General features: G+C 33.4%; 10 protein-coding genes. All 10 read left to right on the top strand.

The genetic code is table 11. The features are described 5' to 3' along the window. The first annotated feature begins 76 nt into the window (after nucleotides 1-76). Nucleotides 77-7,585, top strand: a complete 7,509-nt coding sequence (locus JHL18_RS17460; protein WP_200271598.1) for a glycoside hydrolase family 3 N-terminal domain-containing protein — start codon at nucleotides 77-79, stop codon at nucleotides 7,583-7,585. Between the two features lie 612 nt (nucleotides 7,586-8,197). After that, the gene (locus JHL18_RS17455) at nucleotides 8,198-9,007 is read left to right on the top strand and encodes an AAC(3) family N-acetyltransferase (RefSeq protein WP_207753049.1); all 810 of its coding nucleotides are present in this window, start codon (nucleotides 8,198-8,200) and stop codon (nucleotides 9,005-9,007) included. Between the two features lie 176 nt (nucleotides 9,008-9,183). Further along, nucleotides 9,184-10,893, top strand: a complete 1,710-nt coding sequence (locus JHL18_RS17450) for a methyl-accepting chemotaxis protein (protein ID WP_200271596.1) — start codon at nucleotides 9,184-9,186, stop codon at nucleotides 10,891-10,893. A gap of 278 nt (nucleotides 10,894-11,171) precedes the next feature. Beyond that, nucleotides 11,172-12,881, top strand: a complete 1,710-nt coding sequence (locus tag JHL18_RS17445) for a methyl-accepting chemotaxis protein (protein ID WP_200271594.1) — start codon at nucleotides 11,172-11,174, stop codon at nucleotides 12,879-12,881. A 651-nt stretch (nucleotides 12,882-13,532) separates the two neighbouring features. Further along, nucleotides 13,533-15,518 carry a BglG family transcription antiterminator gene (locus JHL18_RS17440; protein ID WP_200271592.1) on the top strand — a complete coding sequence of 662 codons (1,986 nt, stop codon included), beginning with the start codon at nucleotides 13,533-13,535 and terminating at the stop codon, nucleotides 15,516-15,518. Continuing rightward, entirely contained in the window at nucleotides 15,505-15,954 is a 450-nt protein-coding gene (locus JHL18_RS17435) for a PTS sugar transporter subunit IIA (RefSeq protein WP_200271590.1), read from the top strand. The genes JHL18_RS17440 and JHL18_RS17435 overlap by 14 nt, the downstream gene beginning before the upstream one ends. A gap of 75 nt (nucleotides 15,955-16,029) precedes the next feature. After that, complete coding sequence (locus tag JHL18_RS17430; protein WP_200271588.1) at nucleotides 16,030-17,067, top strand: PTS fructose transporter subunit IIC; 1,038 nt, start codon at nucleotides 16,030-16,032, stop codon at nucleotides 17,065-17,067. 58 nt (nucleotides 17,068-17,125) lie between these two features. Further along, complete coding sequence (locus JHL18_RS17425) at nucleotides 17,126-17,437, top strand: PTS fructose transporter subunit IIB (protein WP_200271586.1); 312 nt, start codon at nucleotides 17,126-17,128, stop codon at nucleotides 17,435-17,437. Nucleotides 17,438-17,558: 121 nt separating this feature from the next. Further along, the gene (locus tag JHL18_RS17420; protein ID WP_200271584.1) at nucleotides 17,559-19,370 is read left to right on the top strand and encodes a hypothetical protein; all 1,812 of its coding nucleotides are present in this window, start codon (nucleotides 17,559-17,561) and stop codon (nucleotides 19,368-19,370) included. 111 nt (nucleotides 19,371-19,481) lie between these two features. Beyond that, complete coding sequence (locus JHL18_RS17415) at nucleotides 19,482-24,509, top strand: glycoside hydrolase family 38 N-terminal domain-containing protein (protein ID WP_200271582.1); 5,028 nt, start codon at nucleotides 19,482-19,484, stop codon at nucleotides 24,507-24,509. Nucleotides 24,510-24,561 lie beyond the last annotated feature (52 nt).

Below are 24,561 nucleotides of genomic sequence, written 5' to 3'. Positions count from 1 at the left end.
ATGAATAACATAAGTACAAAGAGTTAAAGGTAAAGATTAGAGAGAAGATTAAACATTTAAGGGGGGAATAATAAATATGTTAAAAAAGTGGTTATCCAGATTTTTAACAGCAACCTTCGTTACAACTATGGTTCTAGGAAATGGAGTAGCATCCATTGTTAAAGCAGAGGACGCTCCTAAATATCTAGATTCTAGACTTTCAGTGGATGAAAGAGTAAATGACCTTATATCTAGAATGACACTTGATGAAAAGATAGGACAAATGGTACAGGCTGAAAGAAAGACAGCTACTACAGAAGATGTGAAAAATTATTTTCTTGGCTCAATTTTAAGTGGAGGCGGATCACTTCCTACTCCAAATACTGCTGAGAGCTGGGCTAATATGGTGGATGGATTCCAAAAAGCTGCATCAGAAACTAGACTTGGAATTCCAATATTATATGGAGTAGATGCTGTTCATGGACATAATAATGTTTTTGGAGCAACAATTTTTCCACATAACATAGGGCTTGGTGCATCAGGAGATGCTGATATAGTAAAGAAGATTGGTCAAGCAACTGCTGAGGAAATGAGAGCTACGGGTGTAACTTGGACTTTTGCACCTACACTTGGAATAGCTCACAATGAAAGATGGGGAAGAACTTATGAAACCTTTGGAGAAACTTCAGCCCTAGCTTCAAACCTTGGAGAGGCGTATGTAAAAGGTTTACAGGGGGATGACCCAAGCAGAACTCTTAAAAAGAATAATACTGTAATTGCTACGGCAAAACATTATATTGGTGAAGGCTTGACTACTGATGGAGTAAATCAAGGTAATGCTGTGATTAGCAATCTTGATGAAACTCTAAAAAATGAATTGCTTCCACCATATATAGCAGCAATAAATGCTGGTGCTAGATCAGTTATGGTTTCTTACAATAGTATAAATGGAGAAAAGTGCCATGGAAGTGCTGATCTTATTACTAAAGTTTTAAAACAGCAACTAGGTTTTAAAGGAATTGTAGTATCAGATTATGAAGGAATAGCTCAACTTTCAGGTACTGAAAGAGATAAGATAAAGCAAGCTGTAAATGCAGGAATTGATATGGCTATGATTCCAAATTCATGGAGAAGCTTCATTACAAATCTAAAGGACTTAGCTGAAAAAAATGAAGTTTCACAGGACAGAATCAATGATGCAGTAACAAGAATATTAAAAGTTAAATTTGAGCAAGGTTTGTTTGAAGATGCGTATGCACAAAGAGATTTGCTTAAAACTGTAGGATCAGAGGCTCATAGAGATATAGCAAGACAAGCAGTGAGAGAATCTTTAGTATTATTAAAGAATGATAATGATATAGTTGGAAAGTTAAAAGATAAAAAGAATATACTTGTAGCAGGAAAAAGTGCTGATGATATAGGAATTCAATGTGGTGGATGGACCATAACCTGGCAGGGAGCTGCTGGAAACACAACTACTGGAACTACAATACTACAAGGAATTAAGAATGCAGTAGGTAGCGATACTAAAGTAACTTATAATATGCGTGGTAGAGCATCAACAGATAATGATGTGGCAGTGGTTGTTATAGGTGAGAAGCCTTATGCAGAAACTGATGGAGACAGATCTCCAGATGCTTTAAAGTTAGATTCAGATGATTTAACAACTCTTAAAAATATAAAAGAGACTAATCCAAAGCTTCCTGTTGTAGTGGTATTAGTTTCAGGAAGACCTTTAACTATAGCAGATCAAATAGATGGCATGGATGGACTAGTAGAAGCATGGCTTCCAGGAACAGAAGGACAAGGAGTTGCTGATGTTTTATTTGGAAACTATGATTTTACAGGTAAATTAAATATAACTTGGCCATGGTATGCTTCTGATATAACAAGCAAAAATGATAATGGAAAAGCTTTATTTAAGTTTGGATATGGGCTTAAAAAAGGACAAACTGCAGTATTACCACAAAAACCAACACAACCAGATAACTCAATAGCTATCCCAGGAAAAGTTGAGGCTGAAGCTTATACGAGTATGAATGGCATTCAGAGTGAAAACACTAGTGACCAGGGTGGTGGAAAGAACCTTGGTTATATAGATGGTGGAGACTGGATGAATTATGATGTAAATGTGGCTCAAGATGGAAAGTATAAGGTTGAATTTAGAGTAGCAAGTCCAGGTGGATCAAAGGATGGTGCTCAATTATTTTTAGGTACTAAAAATCTTACAAAAGCAACTGTGCCAGATACAGGTGGATGGCAAAATTGGAAGACTGTTGAAGGAATTGCAAATCTAAAGGCTGGAAAGCAAAGTCTAACCTTTAAGGCTGGAAACGGAAACTTCAATATCAATTGGATAAACTTCACTAGGATCGGTGATTATGAAGAGACTGGAAATGATAATGGTGGTGGACAAAATCCAGGAACTACACCTTCAGGTCCAGTTATAAAATCAGGAGCTGTTGAAGTATATATGAGTTCTTCAGAGCAATCAGGAAGTATGAGCTGGTATGATGCTCCAAAGGATTTATCAAATACTTTAACAAAGAAAGATAATCTTGATATAACTTCACAAGATGATTCAAAGATAACAAATATACAGATTGATCCTTCAAAGCAATACCAAAGCTTCTTAGGTATGGGGACTTCTTTAGAAGAATCAACAATTAATAATATCTCTAAGATGTCACCAGAAAAAAGAACAGAGTTTTTAAAGAAATTGGTTGATCCTGTAACTGGTGCAGGGATGAGTTTAATGAGACTTACTATAGGTACAGCAGATTTTACAGGAAGAGAATTCTACACATATTACGATAATGTTCCAGGGGCTTCAGGACCAGATTGGTACAATACTACTGGTAAGGGCTTCTCTATACAAAAAGATATTGACTACAATATAGTAGCAACAATAAAAGAAGCATTAAAAATCAATCCAAATCTTAAGTTGTTCTCATCACCATGGACACCTCCAGGTTGGATGAAAGATCAAACAAGTAGTAGTGAGAGCTATCAAAATAATGGGAAGTTAATAAAAGGTGGTAAGCTAAGCGATGCTCACATTGCTGATGCTGCTAAGTATTACACTAGATACTTTGAGGAGTATGAAAAATTAGGAATTCCTATATATGCTATGACTCTTCAAAATGAACCAGGACTTCAAATTGATTATCCAAGCTGCGCTATGACACCAGAGCAAGAGCAAAAATTAGCTATAGCAATTAAAGCTGATATAGCTAAGAGTGAAATACTAAAGGGTAAAGAAATTAAGATTTGGGCATTTGATCATAATTTTGATAGCGGAGTAAGCTTTGCCTCTCAAGCAATGAATAACGATGCTGGAAAAGCTGCAATAGATGGTATAGCCTTCCATGATTATGGTGGAGAGCCAACAGCTATGACACAAGTTCATGATATGTTCCCAGGTCATTCTGTAAATCTAACTGAAAGATCAGTTTGGGGAACTTCTGGAGCTGATAGAATTATTCAATACTACAGAAATTATGCTGAAAGTTATAATTCATGGGTAACAATGCTAGATAGCAATATTTCTCCAGAACAATGGACTGGAACTCCAGACCCTACAATGTTCGTGGCAGATGCAAATGACCGTAATAATTATTGGGCTACTCCTGAATATTATATAACAGGACAATTTTCTAAGTTTATAAAACCAGGAGCTGTAAGAATAGATAGTAATTATGGCTCAAAGGATACAGTAACAAATGTTGTATTTAAAAATCCAGATGGTTCATTAGTTGCAGTTGTAGTTAACCAAACAGAAAATGCACAATCTTTCAAGTTAACAAGCAGCGGTACACAAATCACTGGAACAATACCTGCAAAGAATGTAGCTACTTACAAATGGAATCCAATAGCTGCAGAGAAAATAAACAAGTTACCAGGAACCTTCAGTTCAGCTAACTTTACTGATGCAAGCTCAAATATAAAGGTTGAAGGAGATCATGTAGGATATGTACATGATGGAAATTACCTTGAATATTATGTAAATGTAGATGAAGCTGGTTTATATAACATGACTTTTGAAACAGCTACACCATGGGGAAACTATGATGATGGTGCTAAGAAGAATAGACAGATACATGTTATGCTTGGTGATAAGGAACTAACTAATGTTTTTGTTCAGCAATCAGCTTGGGATAACAGTACCTGGAGCAATTACTTTACAATTAAAAATACAATCAATTTCACAAGCAAAGGTCTGCAGAAGATTAGATATAATATAGATGCAGGTGAATTTAATATAAAGAATATTAAGGTTGAGAAGGCAGTTTCTATATATAATCTTCCAGGAAGAATAGAAGGTAAGAACTATATTAACTCAAAAGGTATAGTAATAGAAGATGATAAGCTTGGATTCGTAGATCAAGACGACTTTATGGAATACAAGGTTAATGTAGCTGAAGATGGTGAGTATACTTTAAATTTAAATATGGCATCAGAAAACAGTGTACCATCCTTTGATTTATATTCAGATAATAAATTAGTACAAACAGTAAACCTTCAAGCTACTGGTGGTTGGAAGACTTGGAAGGTTGAAAATGCTAAAGTTACACTTTCAAAGGGAGAGCATACACTTAGATTTTTAGTTAAGAGTGGATTTAATTTAGATTGGTTCACAGTGGGCTCTGCAATTGGAGTTACAAATAACATTATAAATGAAGGCCAAGAAGAAGGTAGTGTAATAAGCGTAAACCTTTATGATGGAAAGTTTGCTGATACACTTACAAAAGCTAACTGGAAGTTAGAAAACCTACCAGCAGGTATAGATTACGAGGTTACAAGGGTTAACGACACAGCTGCTAAGATCATACTTCATGGAAGTTCTAGCTTAGATTTTGATTATGATAAGACTATAAATGTATTAATGTCTGCAAAAGAAGTTTCAGGCTTATCAGATAAAACCTATAATATAGGAAGTAGTTTTATAATAACTGCTAATCCAGATGTTGAGAAGCTAGCTGCAACAAGTGCTATACCAATGAATACAAGTTCTGTAGATATTACTCTAACTGGAGGAACACTTAATAAAGATAAAGTAGAAGGTATTACTATATCAGGTCCTGCAGTAGAAGGAAAGTATGTAAAGCTTACTTCTGTAGAGTATTTAGATGCAACTCATGTAAGATTGAATTTAACTTGGGGAGCAGTATACTATGAAGATCTTTCATTAGTTGTAAATGTTCCTGCAAGTGCTTATAGTGATTCAACAAATGATCCTACTCTAACAACTTCAATTACATGTGAAAAGAGTGACCAAAAGCCTACACCATATAAAGTGAGTGATAAAGACCTTACTTTAACTGAAGATATGGCATATAGAACAAAGGGATCTCTTAAATCTGATGTTCAAGCAGGTAACAGAGTAGATTATTATTTAGATGTTCCTGAAGCAGGGGATTATACTATAACTTATACTGCTAATAATAATGCAGCAATTACAAATGCAATAAAGTTAAGTGTTGGTCCGGATATAAATGTAGCTGGAAATATAGCTACACTAAGCTTTGCTAAGTTCTGGGGTAATACTCTTTCTGTGAAGGATACTGTAAGATTAGAGTCTGGAGTTCAAACTTTGAGAATAGAGGTTGTAAATGGAGGATTTACTCTTGATTCAATAAAAATATCAAAGAAGCAGGCTCCTCAAGAAATCAAAGCAGATAATTCAGGTGATACAACTGTAATTAATGCAGATAGCTTATTTGGTGGCTCAAGAGATAAAGGTTATGCTATTGAGAATAAAGATGGAGTAAAGAATATAGGTGATACAACAGTTGGATCATATATGGATTACTCTGTTAATGTTAAGAAAGCTGGCATTTACAAAGTATCTTACAACTATGCAGATTCAGTAAGTTCAGTACCTGTAGCTGTATTACAAGATGGTCAAGGTAAGGAACTTGGAAGAACCAAAATGCCAAGTACAGGAGATTGGAATAAATGGGCTAATTCTGATTCAACACCTGTTTACCTTCAAGCTGGGGTACAAACTTTAAGAGTTTATGTTGATGTAGATGGATTTAATATAAGATCATTAACTTTAAAATACACCAATGATAATACCGCACCTACTATATATGGAAATGATGCCGTAGTTCAACAAGGTGAAAAACCAGACTTAATAAAAGCTTTAGGACTTAGTGTAGTAGATGATATGGATGGAGATATCACTAGTAAGGTGACTTTAGATGATAGCAAGTTAGATGTAAATAAAGCAGGTACTTATGAAGTTATTGCTTCTGTATCTGATATTTCAGGAAACAAAGCTGAGAAGAGCTTTAAAGTAACTGTTAAGGAAGATGCTATAGCACCAGTTATAGAAGGTCACAACGTAGTCCTACCTGTAGGAACTAACTTTGAACCTGTAAAAGCTTTAGGATTGAAGATAACAGACAATAAAGATGGAGATATTACAGCTAAAGCAGTAATAACACATGTTGTGGATACTTCAAAGGATGGAGTATTTAGAGTAAAAGTAGCTGCTACTGATGCTGCTGGAAATAGATCAGTAAGTTTCTTTATAGTAAGAGTTTTAAGCATGGGAGCAATTGATACAAATGACTTAACTATAAAGGTAGGAGATAAGTTTAATCCACTAGATGGCGTAAAAGCAATAGATATAAATGGAGAAGATTTAACTTCTAAGCTTGAAGTGGTTTCAAATAACGTTGATACAACTAAGGCTGGAACTTACAAGGTTGTATATAAAGTAGTTGATAAGGAAGGCAATGTAATAAATAAAGAAAGAACTGTTATAGTAAAGGAAGTTCCACAACAGCCAGGGGATAACGGTAATAACCCAGGCAACGGTGGCAACAACAATCCAGGGGATAACGGCAATAACCCAGGTAATGGTGGTAACAACAATCCAGGAGATAACGGTAATAATCCTGGAAACGGAAACAACCAAGGTGGAACTGTTATAACAGATGAAAATGGCAAGAAGATAATTCAAGTATCAAAAATATCTAATGGTAATAATGTAATTGAGATAAAGGATGCTTCAAAAGGATTTACTCTAGAAGTTACAGATACAAACGCTATTAAAAATGGTAATGGAAGTATAGAAGTAAAAGGCACAAATATTGATGCTGTAATTCCATTCTCAATAATAAGCAAGAGCCTTTTAAAAGATGGTTCAAGAGTAGTTGTAAACTTTAGTATTGAAAGTGGCAATGATATAACTAAAAATATTAAAGGTGTTAAGAAAGTATATAATTTTGGATTATCGATAGTAACTGGTGATTCTAAAGTTGATATACACAACTTTGCTGATGGTAAGGCTCAAATATCTTTAATATTAACTGATGAAGAGCTTAAGGGATTAGACAAAAATAATATTGCAGTATTCTACTATAATGAAAGTACAAAGAAATTTGAGATTATGGACACTAAAGTAGATGGCAATAAAGTAACCTTCACAACAGCTCACTTCTCTAAATTTATTGTTGCTGAAAAAGCTGCTGCTGGTGAGCAAGTACTTCCTAAGACCGGTTCTACTGTTGACAGCAATATATTATTAATTTTAGGATTAATGATGTTAGCATTAGGTGCAGGGGTTTTAGTTAGAAAAAGAAGTGTTAAATAACAATTAAATAATAAGAGGTCATAGCTATAGATGTACCACTTCGATCCTAAATCTATTTTTAAAGCTCTCACGGCTTTTGGTGAGAAGATTTTAAAATAATAAGTTTTATTACGAAGTGGTACATCAATATAAGCTGTGGCCTTTTTTTACTGCATTGGAATTATAAAAGTTTCAATATATAAACAGAGAGCTTCTTTAGTTATAAGGGTGTTAAATTAATTCATTGTTATATATGGAAAATTATGATAACATAAATTTTAAAGTAAGAAAAGGCACTTTTTGATAGAACCAAATAGAGCGATATTATAACTATCTAAGAAAACTTATGCATCTAGTATTTGTAGAAATGAATTGACTTTATATATCGAACATTAATGTGCAAGCGGTAGCACAATTAATTTCTTAAGATGTCTGCTATAGGGTTCCATTACGAAAACTTAAGTTATGCATGTTCGGAAATCATGGATTCTGGTGAGAGAATTTAGAAATAATAAATTATCCATATATATATAATGATATTTAATCAAAAGTGGTAACAAAAAGGTAATAATACGCTATTACATGTAAAGCTAATCAAAAAACTAGTGTAAGAGGATATAAGGGGGAAAGGAATTGAAGATTGAAAACAGAAAGCTTGTTTTAAAAGAAGATTTATTAAAAGGATTTGAAGTCTTAGGAGTAAAGAAAGGTCAAAATATAATAGTTCATGCATCATTGACTAGTCTAGGCTTTGTCTGTGGAGGACCTCAAATTGTAATAGAAGCTCTACTAGAAGCAGTGGGAGAAGATGGAACCATTATGATGCCAACTCAAACCTGGAAGAATCTTGATCCTAATATGGGAGTACATTGGGAGGAACCAGAAGAGTGGTACCAAATAATAAGAGATAATTGGCCAGCTTATGATAAGGCTATTACACCGACAAATACCATGGGTGCGATTTCAGAAATGTTTAGGTCTTGGCCAAATGCAAAAAGAAGTGATCATCCAGTAAGATCCTTTGCAGCTGTTGGAAAGAATGCTGAGCTATTAATAAAAGACCATGATTTATCTAATATATTTGGAAAAGGATCGCCTATAGACAAGTTATATAATTTAGATGGGTATGTAATGTTAATAGGTGTTGGATATGATAAGAATACTTCTATTCACCTAGCAGATGTGATTGCTGAGTATGATAGTAAACATAATGAATTTAATAGCACTGCTATTATGGTTGATGGACAAAGAAAGTGGGTCACTTACGAGACGTTATCGGTAGATGGCGAGGATTTTGAAGATATAGGCAGAGATTTTGAAAAACAATACGAAGTGAAAATTATCACTATTGGTAATGGAACTGTAAGATTTATGAGACAAAGGGATTTAGTAGATTATGCTATAAAGTGGATTGAAAAAAATAGAATTGTAAGAAAAGTGTGATAGATAAAATAATTATTTAGTTCTCACTCCAAATAAAATTTTTTTCACTATAAATATAAATAAGTAGTGTACGATAATATAATTAATAATTAATATTATTTAAAAAAACTTAGTAAAAAGGCCCATTAGATTTAAATTGTATTTTAGAGTTATATTATTTTATTTGGAGGAGTAGTATGGGAAAAAAAGAAAAAGGGTTAAAAAATGTTAAGATAGTCCATGGAATAATAGCTCTATGGCTAATTGCAATTGTTTCTTTGATAGTAGTAGGTATGGTTTCACTAACAAATATGTCTAAAATAAATAGTAATTTGGAGGCTATTAACAAAAAAGAACTAAAAAACATAAAGATATTAGGAGATGTTAATGGATCTTTTAATGGTATGAGAAATGTTCTTACCAAAATAATAGATAGACCTTATGATGAAGCAATGGTGACCACGGTTAAGGATACTGATACGAAAATAAGAAACTTAATAAGTGAATTGAATACTTTAGGTAATACTTCAGATAAAAATAAGATAATAAGTGATATGAAAGAATATTACGATCAATATATGCAGAAGTTCCCGCCTCTTGCGGAAAAAAGAAAAGCTGGACAAACCATGGATAAAGCATATATGGATGAATATACTAAGGTTGGAACTGGAGTTAGTGCAAGCATAGAAAAGCTTGTAGCTAGCGAAAAAGAATCTGCTGATCTTATAAGTAAACAAAGTGAAGAGCAATTTTTGTCAACTAAGACTACTTTTATAGCTATTTCTATAGGTGTAGTAGTTTTAGTAACTATGATATCTATGTTTATCTTAGGGTATATAAGAAAATCGATTATGGAGTTTACAAACCAATTAAAGGTTGTAGCTTCTGGAGATTTAACGGTTGATATAGCCAGAGATGAAAAGAATGAATTTGGAATAATGAAAAGAGAACTTTCAGTTACTGTAGAAGCTATATCAGGTATTTTAGGTGATGTAAAGTCAAACGCAGGGATGATGAATGAACAGGCATTATCTTTATCAGCAATTTCAGAGGAAATGACTTCATCATCTCAAGAAGTAAGTAATGCTATACAAGAGGTTGCGGTAGGGTCTACATCGCAGGCAGAAGAACTTATGACCATTGCTGGTGTTGTTAATGAGTTTGGACAAGCTATAGAAAGCATTTCACAAACAGTAAACAACGTAAATAGTTCAACTGAAACTATAAGTACTATGGCTAATCTAAGTAATGAGCAGTTACAAAGCCTTATACTATCTGTTAAGACTATAAGTGAATCCTTTGGTAAGGTTGCACAAAAGATAGATAAGCTTGGCGATAATATACAAGAGATAAATGGTATAACATCTCTTATAAACAGTATTGCGGATCAAACTAATCTTTTAGCACTAAATGCTGCTATAGAGGCTGCAAGAGCTGGAGAAGCAGGAAAGGGATTTGCTGTAGTAGCTGATGAGATACGTAAGTTAGCAGAACAAAGCAAAACATCTTCTACTGAGATAAACAATTTATTAGAAGTAATATCAAAAGAGACAAGTGAGGTAGTAAATACTACTAATGTTGTTAACGATGAGTTTGCAGGGCAAATAAATGTTATTGACCAGTCGATAGTTTCCTTTAAAAATATCATAGATTTAGTTGAAAAAGTAATACCTTTAATGAAGGAAGTAAGTGGTTCAATGGGATATATTGATTCTGAAAAGACTGAGATTATAGGAAGAATCGGAAATGCATCAGCAGTGGCAGAAGAAAATTCAGCTTCTGCGGAAGAGATAACAGCATCTTCTGAGCAAATGAGCAGTTCATCTGAGGAAGTTGCTGAATCAGCGCAAGTCCTTTCTGAAATGTCTGGTAGTATGGTAGAAGCAATTAATAAGTTTAAGATATAAGATATAAAAAGGCACATACATAAAAAAGTCACTGAGAAAGTTCAGTGGCTTTTTTAAAATTTCTGAAAAAAAACACCTAATTCTAAAATTTATCTACTTTTAATCTTAAAATTATATATATAATATTATGTTAAGGTGCCTTTTGTAAACGGTTAACTTAAATCGTGTCAATTTTATTAAAAATCCATTCATATGATTCTCGTGGATTTTGTTGAAGAAATCTTAAAATATAAGGTTTATAAATAATGGGTACATCAATATAATTGGGGGATTAAGTGATGAAGAAGAAGGAAAATCAATTAAAGAATGCAAGAGCTGTGCAAGGAATACTAGCAATTTGTTCGATGTCTGTGCTTTCCTTAATAATTGTAGGAGTAATTTCATTATCTAACTTATACAAAATAAATAATAATTTAAAATCAATTAATGATAACGAATTAGAAAATATGAGAATACTAGTTGATGTAGATAGTGCATTTAATGGTATGAAGAATATTATCTCAAAAATAATTATTGAACCTTATGACGAGTCTATGGCGATGACAGTAAGTGACACCAACATTAGGATAATATCTTTATTAAGTAAACTTCAAACTTCAAAGAATACAGAAGAACAAGACAAGCTGATAGCAAAACTTAAGCAATCTTATGAGAAGTATATGGATAAGTTTTCTCCACTTAGGCAACAAAGAAGAATTGGAGAGGTAATGTCAAGAGAATATATGGATGACTATACTAATGCTGGACTTTTAGTAGGAGAAAATATAGACAAGTTAGTTATAAGTGAAAAAAAGTCATCGGATGCAACTAGTAAGCAAAGCCAGCAGCAATTTACTAGTACAAGAAATACGTTTATAGTAATTTCAATAGCAGTAGCTATTATTATAGTTATTATATCCATGGTTACATTAACTTACATAAAAAAATCAATAAAAATATTTACGGATCAACTAAAGGTGTTGGCATCAGGAGACTTGACTATAGACATAGATAGAAATGAAAGCAGTGAATTTGGTATTATGAAAAGAGAATTAGCTGTTACAGTAGATTCTATTTCATCAATATTAAGTGATGTAAAAGAAAATGCAAGTAAGATAAATAATCATGCGGTATCTCTTTCTACAGTGGCAGAAGAAATGAGTTCATCTTCTCAAGAAGTTAGTGGCTCAATACAAGAAGTTGCATTAGGTTCTACATCACAAGCAGATGAACTACTAAATATAGCTAAAATAGTTAATGAGTTTGGAGAAGAAATAGATAGTATGGCTTCTATTATTAAAGATGTGAATGATATCACAGAAGTTGTGGGGTCCATGGCAAATGTAAGTAATGAACAACTACAAAATCTTATATTTTCAGTTAAGACTATAAGCAGTTCTTTTAATGGCGTTACCCAAAGAATAGATCATCTAGGGACTAATATAAAAGAAATAAATGCAATAACATCTCTCATAAATAGTGTGGCGGACCAAACAAATCTATTGGCATTAAATGCAGCTATTGAAGCTGCAAGAGCAGGAGAGGCTGGAAAAGGATTTTCTGTAGTTGCGAATGAGATAAGAAATCTAGCAGAGCAAAGTAAATCTGCATCGTCAGAGATAAATAATTTATTAAGAGTTATTTCTAAAGAGACCAATGAGGTTGTAACAACAACAAATGATGTGAATAGTGAATTTACAGATCAAATAGATATAATAAATCAATCAATAACTTCTTTCAAAGATATAATAGAAATGGTCGAAAAAGTAATACCACTTATGGAAAATATAAGAGAATCCATGGGAAGTGTTAGCTCTGAGAAAAGCGATATTATATCAAAGATAAGTAGCACCTCTGCAGTCGCTGAGCAAAATTCAGCTTCTTCAGAAGAAATTATAGCTTCTTCTGAGCAGATGAATAGTTCTTCTGAAGAAGTGGCCAAATCAGCTCAAATACTTTCTTCTATGTCCACAAGTATGGTTGAAGCTATAAATCAGTTTAAAATATAGATTATTAAAAATTCCTTTACAGTAAAGAAAGACTTCTTATAATCCTTGATTATAAGAAGTCTTTCTTTGTTATTACGAAATCTATATCACTTAGGCAGAAAAATTTATAGTTTAATATAATTTCAATAGATATATCAATTCCAAGTTATATAGCTAAAGATATGATGAGTCATTCATTAACTGATTAAAGATATATAAGCTTATACAAGGTTGGAAAAGTGCATATGGTATAGGGATTAAAAGTAAGAATAATTTCTTTTATTTTAACATTTGAACTAAGAATAAATTTTGTTTATATGGCAAGAATACTAATGTTTGCAACACATAAGTCCATAGGTTGAAAAAGGTACCTGAATCAGAGTGGCTGGGATCTCGATTCGGGTATCTTTTTTGATGTCTAGAAAAACAGAAAAGTTTTCGATATCTAAATCTAGTAATATTAATGGGTTAGAACAGATATTTAGAGTAAACAGTAAAAAATAAAATTATGTGATAATTTACATTAATAATAAAATATTGCCACATTAATGAGGTAATAAATGGAGCAGTTGAAACGTTGAATTTAGGCTGTAGAAACATTATAATAAGATTGTGGATGGAAATAAATGTAAAACAATATGCCACATTACTTGTGGTAAAAGGTGAATAAATATGGACAGAGTTTATAAAATAGTAGATTTGTTATTAAAAAGTAATTGCCCCGTATCTGTAGACTTTATTGCAGAAAATCTTAATGTATCAAATAAAACAATTAGAAATGATTTTTCTAAAGTTCAACAGATTGTTGATGAAGCCAATTTAAAGCTTACTAAAAAACCAGGAGTAGGGATTATCATCGAGGGATTAGAAGAAAGAAAACTGAAACTTGAAGAATTTTTAAAAGAAGATAATAGCTATATAGAACCATTTTCTCCAGAGGATAGATTGAACTATATTTTAAAACAATTATTTATAAGTAAAGAAACTATTACAGTGAAAGAACTATCACAAAGTTTATACGTAAGTCGAGTTACTATTCAGAAAGATTTAGAGAAAGTTGAAGAATGGCTTTCTAGGTTCAATTTAAGTTTAAAAAAGAAACCAAGTTATGGCATTGAGATTGTTGGTAACGAAGAGGAGTGGAGAAAAGCTATTGCAAACTTACTAGCATTGACAAGCAATAAAGGTTACGAAGAACTAAAAGAACTTCTTTATGATGAATGCGAGAGGAAGATTGATTATAAATCTATTTCAAAATTAAAAGAACTAGTAAATATTGATTATAGACTTTTAGAAAAGATAATCACTAAGGCAGAAAAAAAATTAAAGTTTAAATTCTCAGATGAAGCTTTTGTCAGCTTAATTATGCATATTGCAATATCAATCAAAAGGTTAAAAGAAGGAAAAGATGTAAAGCTTTCTGAGGAAATACTAAATAGTTTGAAGGAAAATGAGGAGTATGAAGAAGCAAGGCAGATAGCAGAGGAAATTGAAGAGTCATTTAAAATAAAACTGCCTGAATCTGAAATAGGGTATATACTTCTCCATATTTTAGGCACAAAACTTCTTGAAGGAAAAAGCGAAAATCTAACTATTGCCTTGGAGGGGGAAGGTGATAGTGAACTGGCGGTAATAATGGCTAGAGAGATAATAAGTATTGCAGAGAGAGCCCTTCATATGAATTTAAGTAATGATAAGCAACTACTAAATGGGTTGATTTTACATCTTCGCCCCACAATAAATAGATTAAAATATGATCTTGCCTTAAGAAATCCAATGCTTAAGGAGATAAAGGAAAATTACATTGAAATATATGGAGTAGCTTGGATGACAAGCACTGTATTTGAAAAATATCTGAGTGTAAAAATGCCAGAGGAAGAAATAGGATATATATGTCTTCATCTAGCAGCATCAGTAGAACGTAACAAAAATCCACTAAAATCATTAATAGTTTGTGCTAGTGGTATAGGGACATCTCAATTTATTGCCGCTAGGCTTGAGAGGAGCTTCAGACAAATAGAGATTATCGATGTAATATCCATTATTGAGTTAAAGCAGAGAAGTTTGGAGGATATTGATATAGTTATATCTACAGTTCCAGTGGAAGTAAATAGACCTAAACTAATGATTAGTCCACTGCTCAATCAAAACGATATTAGAAGACTTGGAATTTTTATTGACGAAGTTTATAGTAATAAAAGCAAAAATAATGAAACATATTCAATTATGGACAAAAGCTTAATAAAGATACAGGGGGCTGTAGAAAGCAAAGAATTATTGATAAAAGAAATATGTAATGATTTAGTAAGGAGCAAACATGTAGATGATGAATACGTTTACAGCGTATTGGAACGAGAAAAGATGTACAGCACAGGACTAGGGGGTGGAGTTGCTATACCTCATGGTGATGTAGCACTGGTTAAACGCTCATGCTTTGCGATCAGTATATTGGATCATCCTGTATGTTGGGGAAATGAAAGTGTAGAAATAATTTTTATGTTATGTATAAGTGAAGCGGACAGAGAAAAATCAAAGAAATGGATGAGAAACCTATACAATTTTATTGAAGATAGTAGCAATGTAAAATTCTTGAAGAGCATAAAAAGTTCAGAAGAAATTTCTAGAGTTGTGGAGGAATTTATATATGCTGATAAATAAAAATCTTATAGTGCTTGATTTGGATGCTAAGTGTAAAACAGAGGTTATTAAAAAGATGATTGATCTAGCCTATAAGGAAGACAGGATAATTTCAAAAGAAAACTTTTTAAAATGTGTACTAGAACGGGAAGAGGAAATTTCAACAGGTGTTGGCAATGGTATTGCTATACCCCATGGAAAATCAGAAACTGTGAAAGAGGCTTTGATAGTATTCGCAAAATTAAAAAACGGCATAGATTGGGAGTCTATGGATAGTGAAAGGGTTAACTTAATATTTTTACTAGGAGTGCCTGAGAAAAACAAAGAGAATCTACATCTTAAGATACTTGCTCAACTGTCAAGAAAACTTATGGACGAGGATTTTGTTAAGTTATTGCGAAGTGCAGCTACTGAAGAAGAGGTCTATTATATCTTACGCAGCATCGAGGTGGCATAGATTTAATGGACATGGTTCTTGAAAAGGTAGAAAAGTTAAAGGTTTTTGAAAAAATTAAAGATGGAGGTATATTGAATGAAAGAAGAACTAAAAAGACTTAGAGAATATCTTATGACAGGTGTTTCTTACATGATACCTATAGTTGTTATAGGCGGTGTCCTCATTGCTTTCTCTATTATGCTCAGCGGTGTCAAAGCGGGGCAAGGCGCTGTAGTTGATAACGACTTCTTGAAAAAATTAATGCAAATCGGAAGTGATGCATTTTCTCTAATGGTTCCAGTACTTGCAGGGTTTATCGCTTATGGTATAGCTGATAGACCAGGTATCGCACCAGGTCTTGTAGCCGGAGTTCTTGCCAATGATGTAAAGGCAGGATTCTTAGGAGGTATAATAGGTGGTTTACTTGCAGGTTATATTGCAAGATGGATAAAGAGTTGGAAGATTCCTAAGAGTTTAAGGCCTATAATGCCGATATTTATTATACCACTACTAACTAGTATCACGGTTGGATTATTGATGCTTTATGTCCTTGGAGGACCTATAAGTGCACTAATGACTTCAATGACTGGCGGTCTAAAGTCAATGAGTTCTGGAAGTGCTGTTTTACTAGCACTAATCATGGGAGCGATGATTGCATTTGATATGGGAGGACCAGTAAATAAGGTTGCTTTTATGTTTGGTTCAGCAATGATCCAAGAGAACATATTTACAGTAATGGGACCTGTTGCTGTAGCAATATGTGTACCACCATTAGCTATGGGTATCGCATCCTTGGTTGCACCTAAAAAGTATTCGAAAACAGAACAGGAAGCAGGTAAAGGTGCTATCGCTATGGGACTGATTGGAATCACTGAGGGGGCTATACCATTTGCTGCTGGTGATCCATTAAGAGTTATACCTTCAATTATGGTTGGATCTTCAATTGGTGCTGCTGTAGCTGCACTTCTAAAAGTAGGAGACCATGCTCCACATGGAGGTCCTATAGTACTTCCTGTTGTTGATAACCCTTTAGGGTTTATAATTTCAGTTTTAGTTGGAGTAGCTATAAGTGTTCTAATGGTAAATCTTTTAAAGAAACCAGTAGCTGATACTGAAGAAGCAGAAGAAGATTAAGGTGTGTAAGTATATTACTAAATAAAATAGAACATGTGAAAAAGAAAAGAGGGATGAAATGAAAATAGTAGCTGTAACAGCGTGTCCAACAGGTATTGCTCACACATATATGGCAGCGGAAGCTTTAGAAAAAGCAGCCAAAAAGCTAGGCCATAGCATAAAGGTTGAAACTCAAGGATCTATAGGTATTGAAAATAAGATAAGTGCCAAAGAGGTACTAGCTGCAGACCTAGTTATACTTGCAGTGGATGTAGCAGTAAAAGAAGAAAACAGGTTTAAGGGCAAGCCTATATATAGATGCGAGGCACAACCTGTAATTAAAAATGCTGCAAAAATTATTCAAGAAGCTCTGAAGATAATAAATACCTAATTTGAGTTACAGAGGCTTCAATAGTTTTGTGTATTCTTAAATAGACTTTGTATAGGGCAAGTAACCGTGAAAATAACTTTAAGCTTGCCCTATATAATTTGAATTTATTTGGAGGAGAAGCATGGCAAAAAAGAAGAAAAAACTCACAAAGAGTAATATGGCTAGCGAAAACAAAAGGATTAAGAGCAGTTATAAAATCGAAATTATAGTATTTTTGTTATGTTTATTAGCAGGCATAGTATTTTATAGCATTCACAACAAACCAAGAAAAATCGAACTTGAGTATTCTATAAAAACTTACTCCGTAGATCAAAAAATTTTAAACGTAAATGTAAAGATAAAGCCAAGAAATGCAGGAACAAAAAAGACTTTTGTATTAGTCAAAGGAAGCATGTATACCAGTAGTGAAAAGTGTACGGACAACCTTAATAGAGAGGTTAATTTTAAGAGTGAGAATGGGATTGTAGTAATAGATAAGTTAACTAGTGGAGCTGACTATATAAATTATTCTTATAATGTAAACATAAGTTCATTGGGGAAGCATGGTGAGAATGGACAGACCTATCAGGATTTACTAACCTTTGCAGGAGAATCTGTCTTAGCATTACCTTTAAGGGCCTTAAATTATGATGATCCTAAAGAAGATAAAATAGGAAAGCTTACAGTTCAATGTTCAGTGCCTGAATCATGGGAAGCTATTATTCCATATGCAAAAGAGGGGAAAAAGAATATTTCTGAACTTAAGGATCCTAGCTGGCTTCAATTGTACGAACTTAGACAAGCTACCTTTACGTGTGGTAATTTTGAAAAAGATATACATGTAAACTTAGGTAAGGGATATACGGTTTATATAGATCCAAAAGCTAAGCAGTATTATGATTTGGATGCAAAAACCGGTATAGAAGGCCTTTATAATTATTATTCTAAGTTATTCGATTACAAATTAGATAATTATTCTATAGTATTACTTAGAAAAGATGGTGAGAAATCAAATTATATAATCGGAGGGTTATGTAATCAGAATTTAGCTAGCACATTTGATCCTAAAAATAAAAGAGATTGGCAACTATTATCTCACAGGCTTTTTCATTCGTTTTTTGAATCTAAAGTCACATCAGATAAATATCTAAAAGCACCATACTTAGGATTCTACGAGGGCTTGGCAACTTACTATGAAAATATGTCAATGGAGAGTTTACCAGAAAATATAAGAAGTAGTTTAGATATTTCGTCTGAAAAGGAAATTGGATATTTATTTGAGCGATATGCCTATATGAGACTAAAGGAACCTGTAAATTTAGCCCTTGCTCCTTTTTCGGAGGTACAACTAGAGCAATCTCCAGGAAGAATTGAGTTTCTTCACTATACACAGATGCCGATAACTATTAATTATATGGAAAGTTTAATAAAAGAGAAATCTGGCAAAAAGGATAACATTTTAAACTATATACTTAAAAACAGTAGCAATAATTTATTAACAGTGGAGAATATAACTACCAATCTATTAGGCAAAGATTCTAATGATTTTATAAAGAAATACTTACATGGAGCTGAGCCATTACCTCTTTGGAGTACCATCACTAACAGGACAGAAAGTGATAAAGCTATAGTAGGTAGGTTAAATAGTTATGAGTATGATATGTATACCTGGTTTAGTATGGAGAATCAACTTTATCAATATGACAAGATAGATGAAACTGACCTTACAAAGATAGCAGAAGAGGCAGAGAAACAAGAGGTTCACTTTGCTGATAAAGACACTGAAGAAGTGGTAAGAAGCTCAGGACGAACAATTTATAATTTACTCAAGGAGTATGCGCTTAGGTCTAAGATATGCAATGTACAATACAATGATCCATCACTAAGAGAAAAGCTTTTGGCAAATCAAAGTAATTTAGAAAAATGGAACACTTTTAAGAAAAACTTAAAATAATTTGAAAAATACAAACTCCAAAATCAATATAAAAAGTATTTACTAAAGAGGTATAAGGAGGTGACTAAATAAAGATTCAGTAAAAAATAAAGAAGTTAAAGGGGAGAGAATATGAAAAAGAAGTTTAAAAAGACAATAGGAGTGGGAGTTGTATCAGCAATGTTGTTAACTACCCTTCCTGGTGATGTTGCACAAGCATATGATAAAACTTCAACAGTCAATATGATCGGTAATTCACATATGGATGCTGCATGGAACTGGAGGTATGCTGAGACCATTAGTACTATAATCCCTGATACCTTTAAGAGAGCACTAGACTTAATGGATGCTAATCCAGATTATCGTTTCAGTCAATCATCTTCTCAATTCTATCAGTGGGCACAAGAATATTATCCTGATTTAGCTGCAAGAATCTCTGATAAAGTAAAGAATGGACAGTGGGAAATTGTCGGTGGGCAAGTGATTGAACCAGACTTAAACAATACTGATGGAGAGTCCATGGTAAGACAGTCATTGTACGCTCAAAACTATTTTAGAGATACTTATGGTATTTTACCTAATGTAGCTTGGGTTCCTGATGTATTTGGTTTCAATTATAATATGCCACAGATATTTAAAAAGAGTGGTATGGATAAGTTTGTAACCACAAAGCTTAACTGGCAAGATAAAGATAAATGGCCTTATGAATACTTTAACTGGACAGCTCCAGATGGTAGCACTGTTGAAAGCTATAAGCCAACAAACGACTACTCATTTAGCGGAGGTGCTATAACTGCAGGATCTTTATCAAATACATTAAACTATCCTTCTAGCCTGGGACTAAATTCTAGTCTTGTATTATATGGGTCAGGAGATCATGGTGGTGGGCCAACACAGAGTGATTTGAATAATATTAAAAATATCAACAGTAAAGCTGATGGACCAACAATCAAAATTAGTACAGCTGCTGACACCTTAAAGGATTTAGAGAAGCAAGTTAAGGACAAAAATGTATCTATACCAGATGTAAACAACGAGTTATATTTTCAATATCATAGAGGTGTAATGACTACCGCAGATCCTATGAAAAAATATAATCGATATACTGAAGTAAGTGCTGAGCAAACCGAAAAGTTTAGTTCTGTTGCATCACTAATGGGCTCAGAAGAGTATCCTCAACAAAAAATTAATGCTGCTTGGCAGAAAACCTTATTGAATCAATTCCACGATGTACTACCTGGCTCTGCTATAGCACCAGTGTATGCGGATGCATTTAATGATGCTGAAATCGCACTAAATGAGCTTAATAGTGCAAAAAGTACTGCAATTGCTGGCATTGCAAACAGGATTAATACAAAGGGAGAAGGACAACCTATAATACTTTATAATTCATTGTCCTGGGATAGAAAAGATTCAGTTCAAACAGATATTACTTTATCATCTTCCAAAAGTTCTGTAGTGGTACTTGACGATAAGGACAAAAAAATACCTTGTCAAATTATAAGCAGGAATGGTAATAATGCTGTAGTGGCTTTTGAAGCTTCTGTTCCAGCACTAGGATATTCAGTTTACAGAGTAGCTGAAAAGAAGAATAGCTCTAGTGATTCATCAACAATAAAGGTAGATGAATCAAATAAAACTTTTGAAAACCAGTTCTTTAAAGTAAGTATAGATCCTGTTACAGGTAATATATCGAGTATATTAGACAAGAAGAATAATAAAGAAGTAGTTGATGCAGGTCAACAATTTAATAAGTTGCAATTTTTATCAGATACTCCTCGTGAATGGGAGTCCTGGAATATTGACTATGATGATATGATGGCAGCTCCAAAGGAAGCTAATACTGTTGTTGCACCTATAACTTTAGTTGAGAATGGACCTACAAAAGCTACATTTAAGGTTTCGAAAGTTTCACCATCAGGAAGTTCTACAATCGATGAGTATATAACTCTTTATAACAATATTAATAGGATAGATACGGAGCTTAAGATAAACTGGAATGAAAAACAAACTATGCTAAAGGTAGCATTCCCAATGAGTATACACCCTGAAAATGTTACTTATGATATAGCATATTCTACTATAAATAGACCTGCCACTAACACACAGGCAATGTTTGAAGTTGAAGGATATAAGTTCGCAGATATGTCTAAGGATGGATATGGTGTCTCTGTGTTAAGTGATAGTAAAGAAGGATGGGATTGTCCTAATGGAGTTTTACGTCTTTCACTTTTAAGATCCCCACTTGATAATAGAGGAGGAGCAACAGATATGGGAAAGAGGGATATAAAGTACTCTTTCTACCCTCATAGTGGTGACTGGAAGTCAGCAGATGTAGAGCAAAAAGCTTATGAGTATAATTATCCAATAACAACCTTAAAGACAAATAGTCATTCTGGAGACCTACATTCGTCTCAATCTTTTGCTAAGGCATCTTCTGAAGATAACAATGCTATATTGTCTGTATTTAAGAAGGCAGAAGTAAGAGCTGTAGACAAAAATAATAACGAAGATAGATTAGATAGCTATATAGTTAGATTAGTTGAAACAGAAGGTAAAGATAATACAAAGGTTAAGGTAACTCTACCAGCTTCAATTACAGATGCTAAAGAAGTGAATTTAATAGAAGATGTAGTAAGTGGTGCACCTAAACCAAGTATTAAAGGAGATAGCTTCGAAACAACATTAAATAAATATGAGATTAAGACTTTCCTTGTTAAATTCAACAATAAAAAGATATGGAAGAATAAAAAGTTCGAAGTTGCTCAAGTTGATCTTTCAAATTACTACAATCTAGATGGTATGTCTTATGATAAGAATAGAAAAGATGGTGACTTAACAGGAAATGGTGAGACATACTCAGCAGATTTGATGCCTGATAAGGTTGTAAGTGAAGATGTAACATTTAAAATAGGGCCAAAGGAAGATGGAAAGAAAAATATAGTGCAGGCAAAAGGTCAGACTATTGAGATGGATAAGGCAGATAAACATCAATACTTATTTATACTTGGAAATTCTACAGGTGGAGTTGGTCTTGGAGAGTTTAAAGTTAATTATAAAGATGGAAGTTCCACTTCAAAGTTCTTTAATTTTGCAGGATGGCAGGATACTATAGGCTATGCACAAAAGACTTATATAAAGGAAACCATAGGGCTTAATCTATCCCATACACATACTCCAAGTGGAAATACCTTTGATATAGATAATAACCTATTTGTATATAAGATGCCACTAGATTCATCAGAAAAAGTTAAGAGTATAACCTTACCTAATTCTAAGGCTATAAAGATTGCTGCAATGACTTTTGTTGATGGAGACGTTGTAATAGGTTCTGATCAACAGGCACCATCAAAGGTAGTGAATTTTAATGCAGTTGGTGCTAAGAAGTATTACAATGCATCTATTGATTTAAGTTGGAATTCATCAACAGATAATATTGGTGTTGCTAATTATTTTATTTATAGAGGAACCAAAGAAGATCTATCAGACGCCAAGCTGTTGGCTACTACTTCTGACACAAAGTATACTGATTCGGATTTTGCTGGTGTAAACAAATATTACTACGCAGTATGCGCACAAGATGAAGCTGGTAACATCGGACCAATCTCGGATATAAAAGGCGTATATGCTGGAGCAAATATAGCATTATTCAAACCTGCTACAGCAGATGGACAGATGAATTCAAGTGAAGCAGCATCACTTATTAATGATGGTAATACTTCTACAAAGTGGTGTTATAATGACGGTACAAACAAAGTTCACTGGAATATCATAGATTTAGGTGCAGAGAAGACAATAGATGGATTTAAGATATTCCATGCTGGAGCTGGAGGAGAGTCTAGTAGTTGGAACACTAATGAATACAAGATATCAGTAAGTAAAGATAATAAGAACTGGACTGAAGTTGTTAATCGTACTGGAAATAAAGAAAATGTAACTGAAGACCTATTAAAGACTCCGGTTGCAGGAAGATATGTTAAGTTTGAAGCAATTAAACCAACAAGTGATGGTAATACTGCAGTAAGAATATACGAACTTCAGGTTTATGGTGATGATTCAGACTTCCCACAAGCTGTACCTGATGCTCCTCAAATAACAGGTATAGTTCAAAATGATATTTCTGCCACATTGAGCTTTAGCTTTGCCAAGACTACAGATAACGTTACAGTTAAATATGGTACAAAACCAGGGGTATACGATAATGCCATTACAGGAGTAACCAACGATTCAATCACAATTAATAACCTAGAGATAGGAAAGACATATTACTTTAGTGTTATTCCTTATAATGTCCTGGGACAAGGAGCTATTAGTAAAGAAGTAAGCTTTAAGTTACTACAAAATAAATCTACCTCTGTCGACTTATCCACATATTTTAATCAGGATGGTGCAAGTACTCCAGATAAGCCTGCTGAAGGTATGTTTGATACAGCAGGATGGGCATATGATGGCTCAGTTATGCCATCAAGTATTGACTATTCTAACATTAAGTTTATACTTGGAGCAATGGATGGCGCAAATAAAAATATTGTTTCATGTGTAGGTCAAACTATAAAACTACCTAATCCAACTACAGCTCAAAAAGTTTATTTAGTTGAAGCAGGTGCTGGAACTCAATCTGGAGTTGAGGTGAAAGTAAATTATACAGATGGAACCAGTGATTCAAGAAGTTTAACCTTTACTGACTGGTGCCAAGGTCCAAGTTCAAGTGAAAAGGTAGTGAATACTATAGATCATAGAATTTATAATAAATCTGGAATTACATCTCCAGCAACTAATTTGTTTATGCAAGCTATTACAGTAGATGGTTCTAAGAAAATTGATAGTATAACACTTCCAAATAAGAGTGGAGCTAAAATATTTGCAATGTCTCTTGTAAACTTAGTAGATTCAGCTACCTTATCTCATAATTCAGATGCAAGCTCCATAAAAATTGGTGATACTGCTTTAGCTAACTTTGATAAGAACACTCTGGAATACAAAGTTTTACTTCCTGCTTCAACTACAGCTGCACCTAAGGTTACAGCAGTAGCTGATGATACAAATGCTTATGTATCTGTAAGTCAGGTAGATAAAATTCCAGGAACATCAACAATTAATATAACAGCTGAAGATGGAGTTACAGTAAAGACTTATAAGATTAATTTAGTGTTAAACTAATAGGAAACGTAGAATTAATTTGAATATCAGATTAGAAGAGGGAAGAGAAACT

The organism is Clostridium yunnanense (genome assembly GCF_016595795.1).
GTDB classification, from domain to species: Bacteria; Bacillota; Clostridia; order Clostridiales; family Clostridiaceae; genus Clostridium_AR; species Clostridium_AR yunnanense.
The sequence above is the reverse complement of the archived record's forward strand: the minus strand, read 5'-3'. Positions and strand labels throughout refer to the sequence as shown.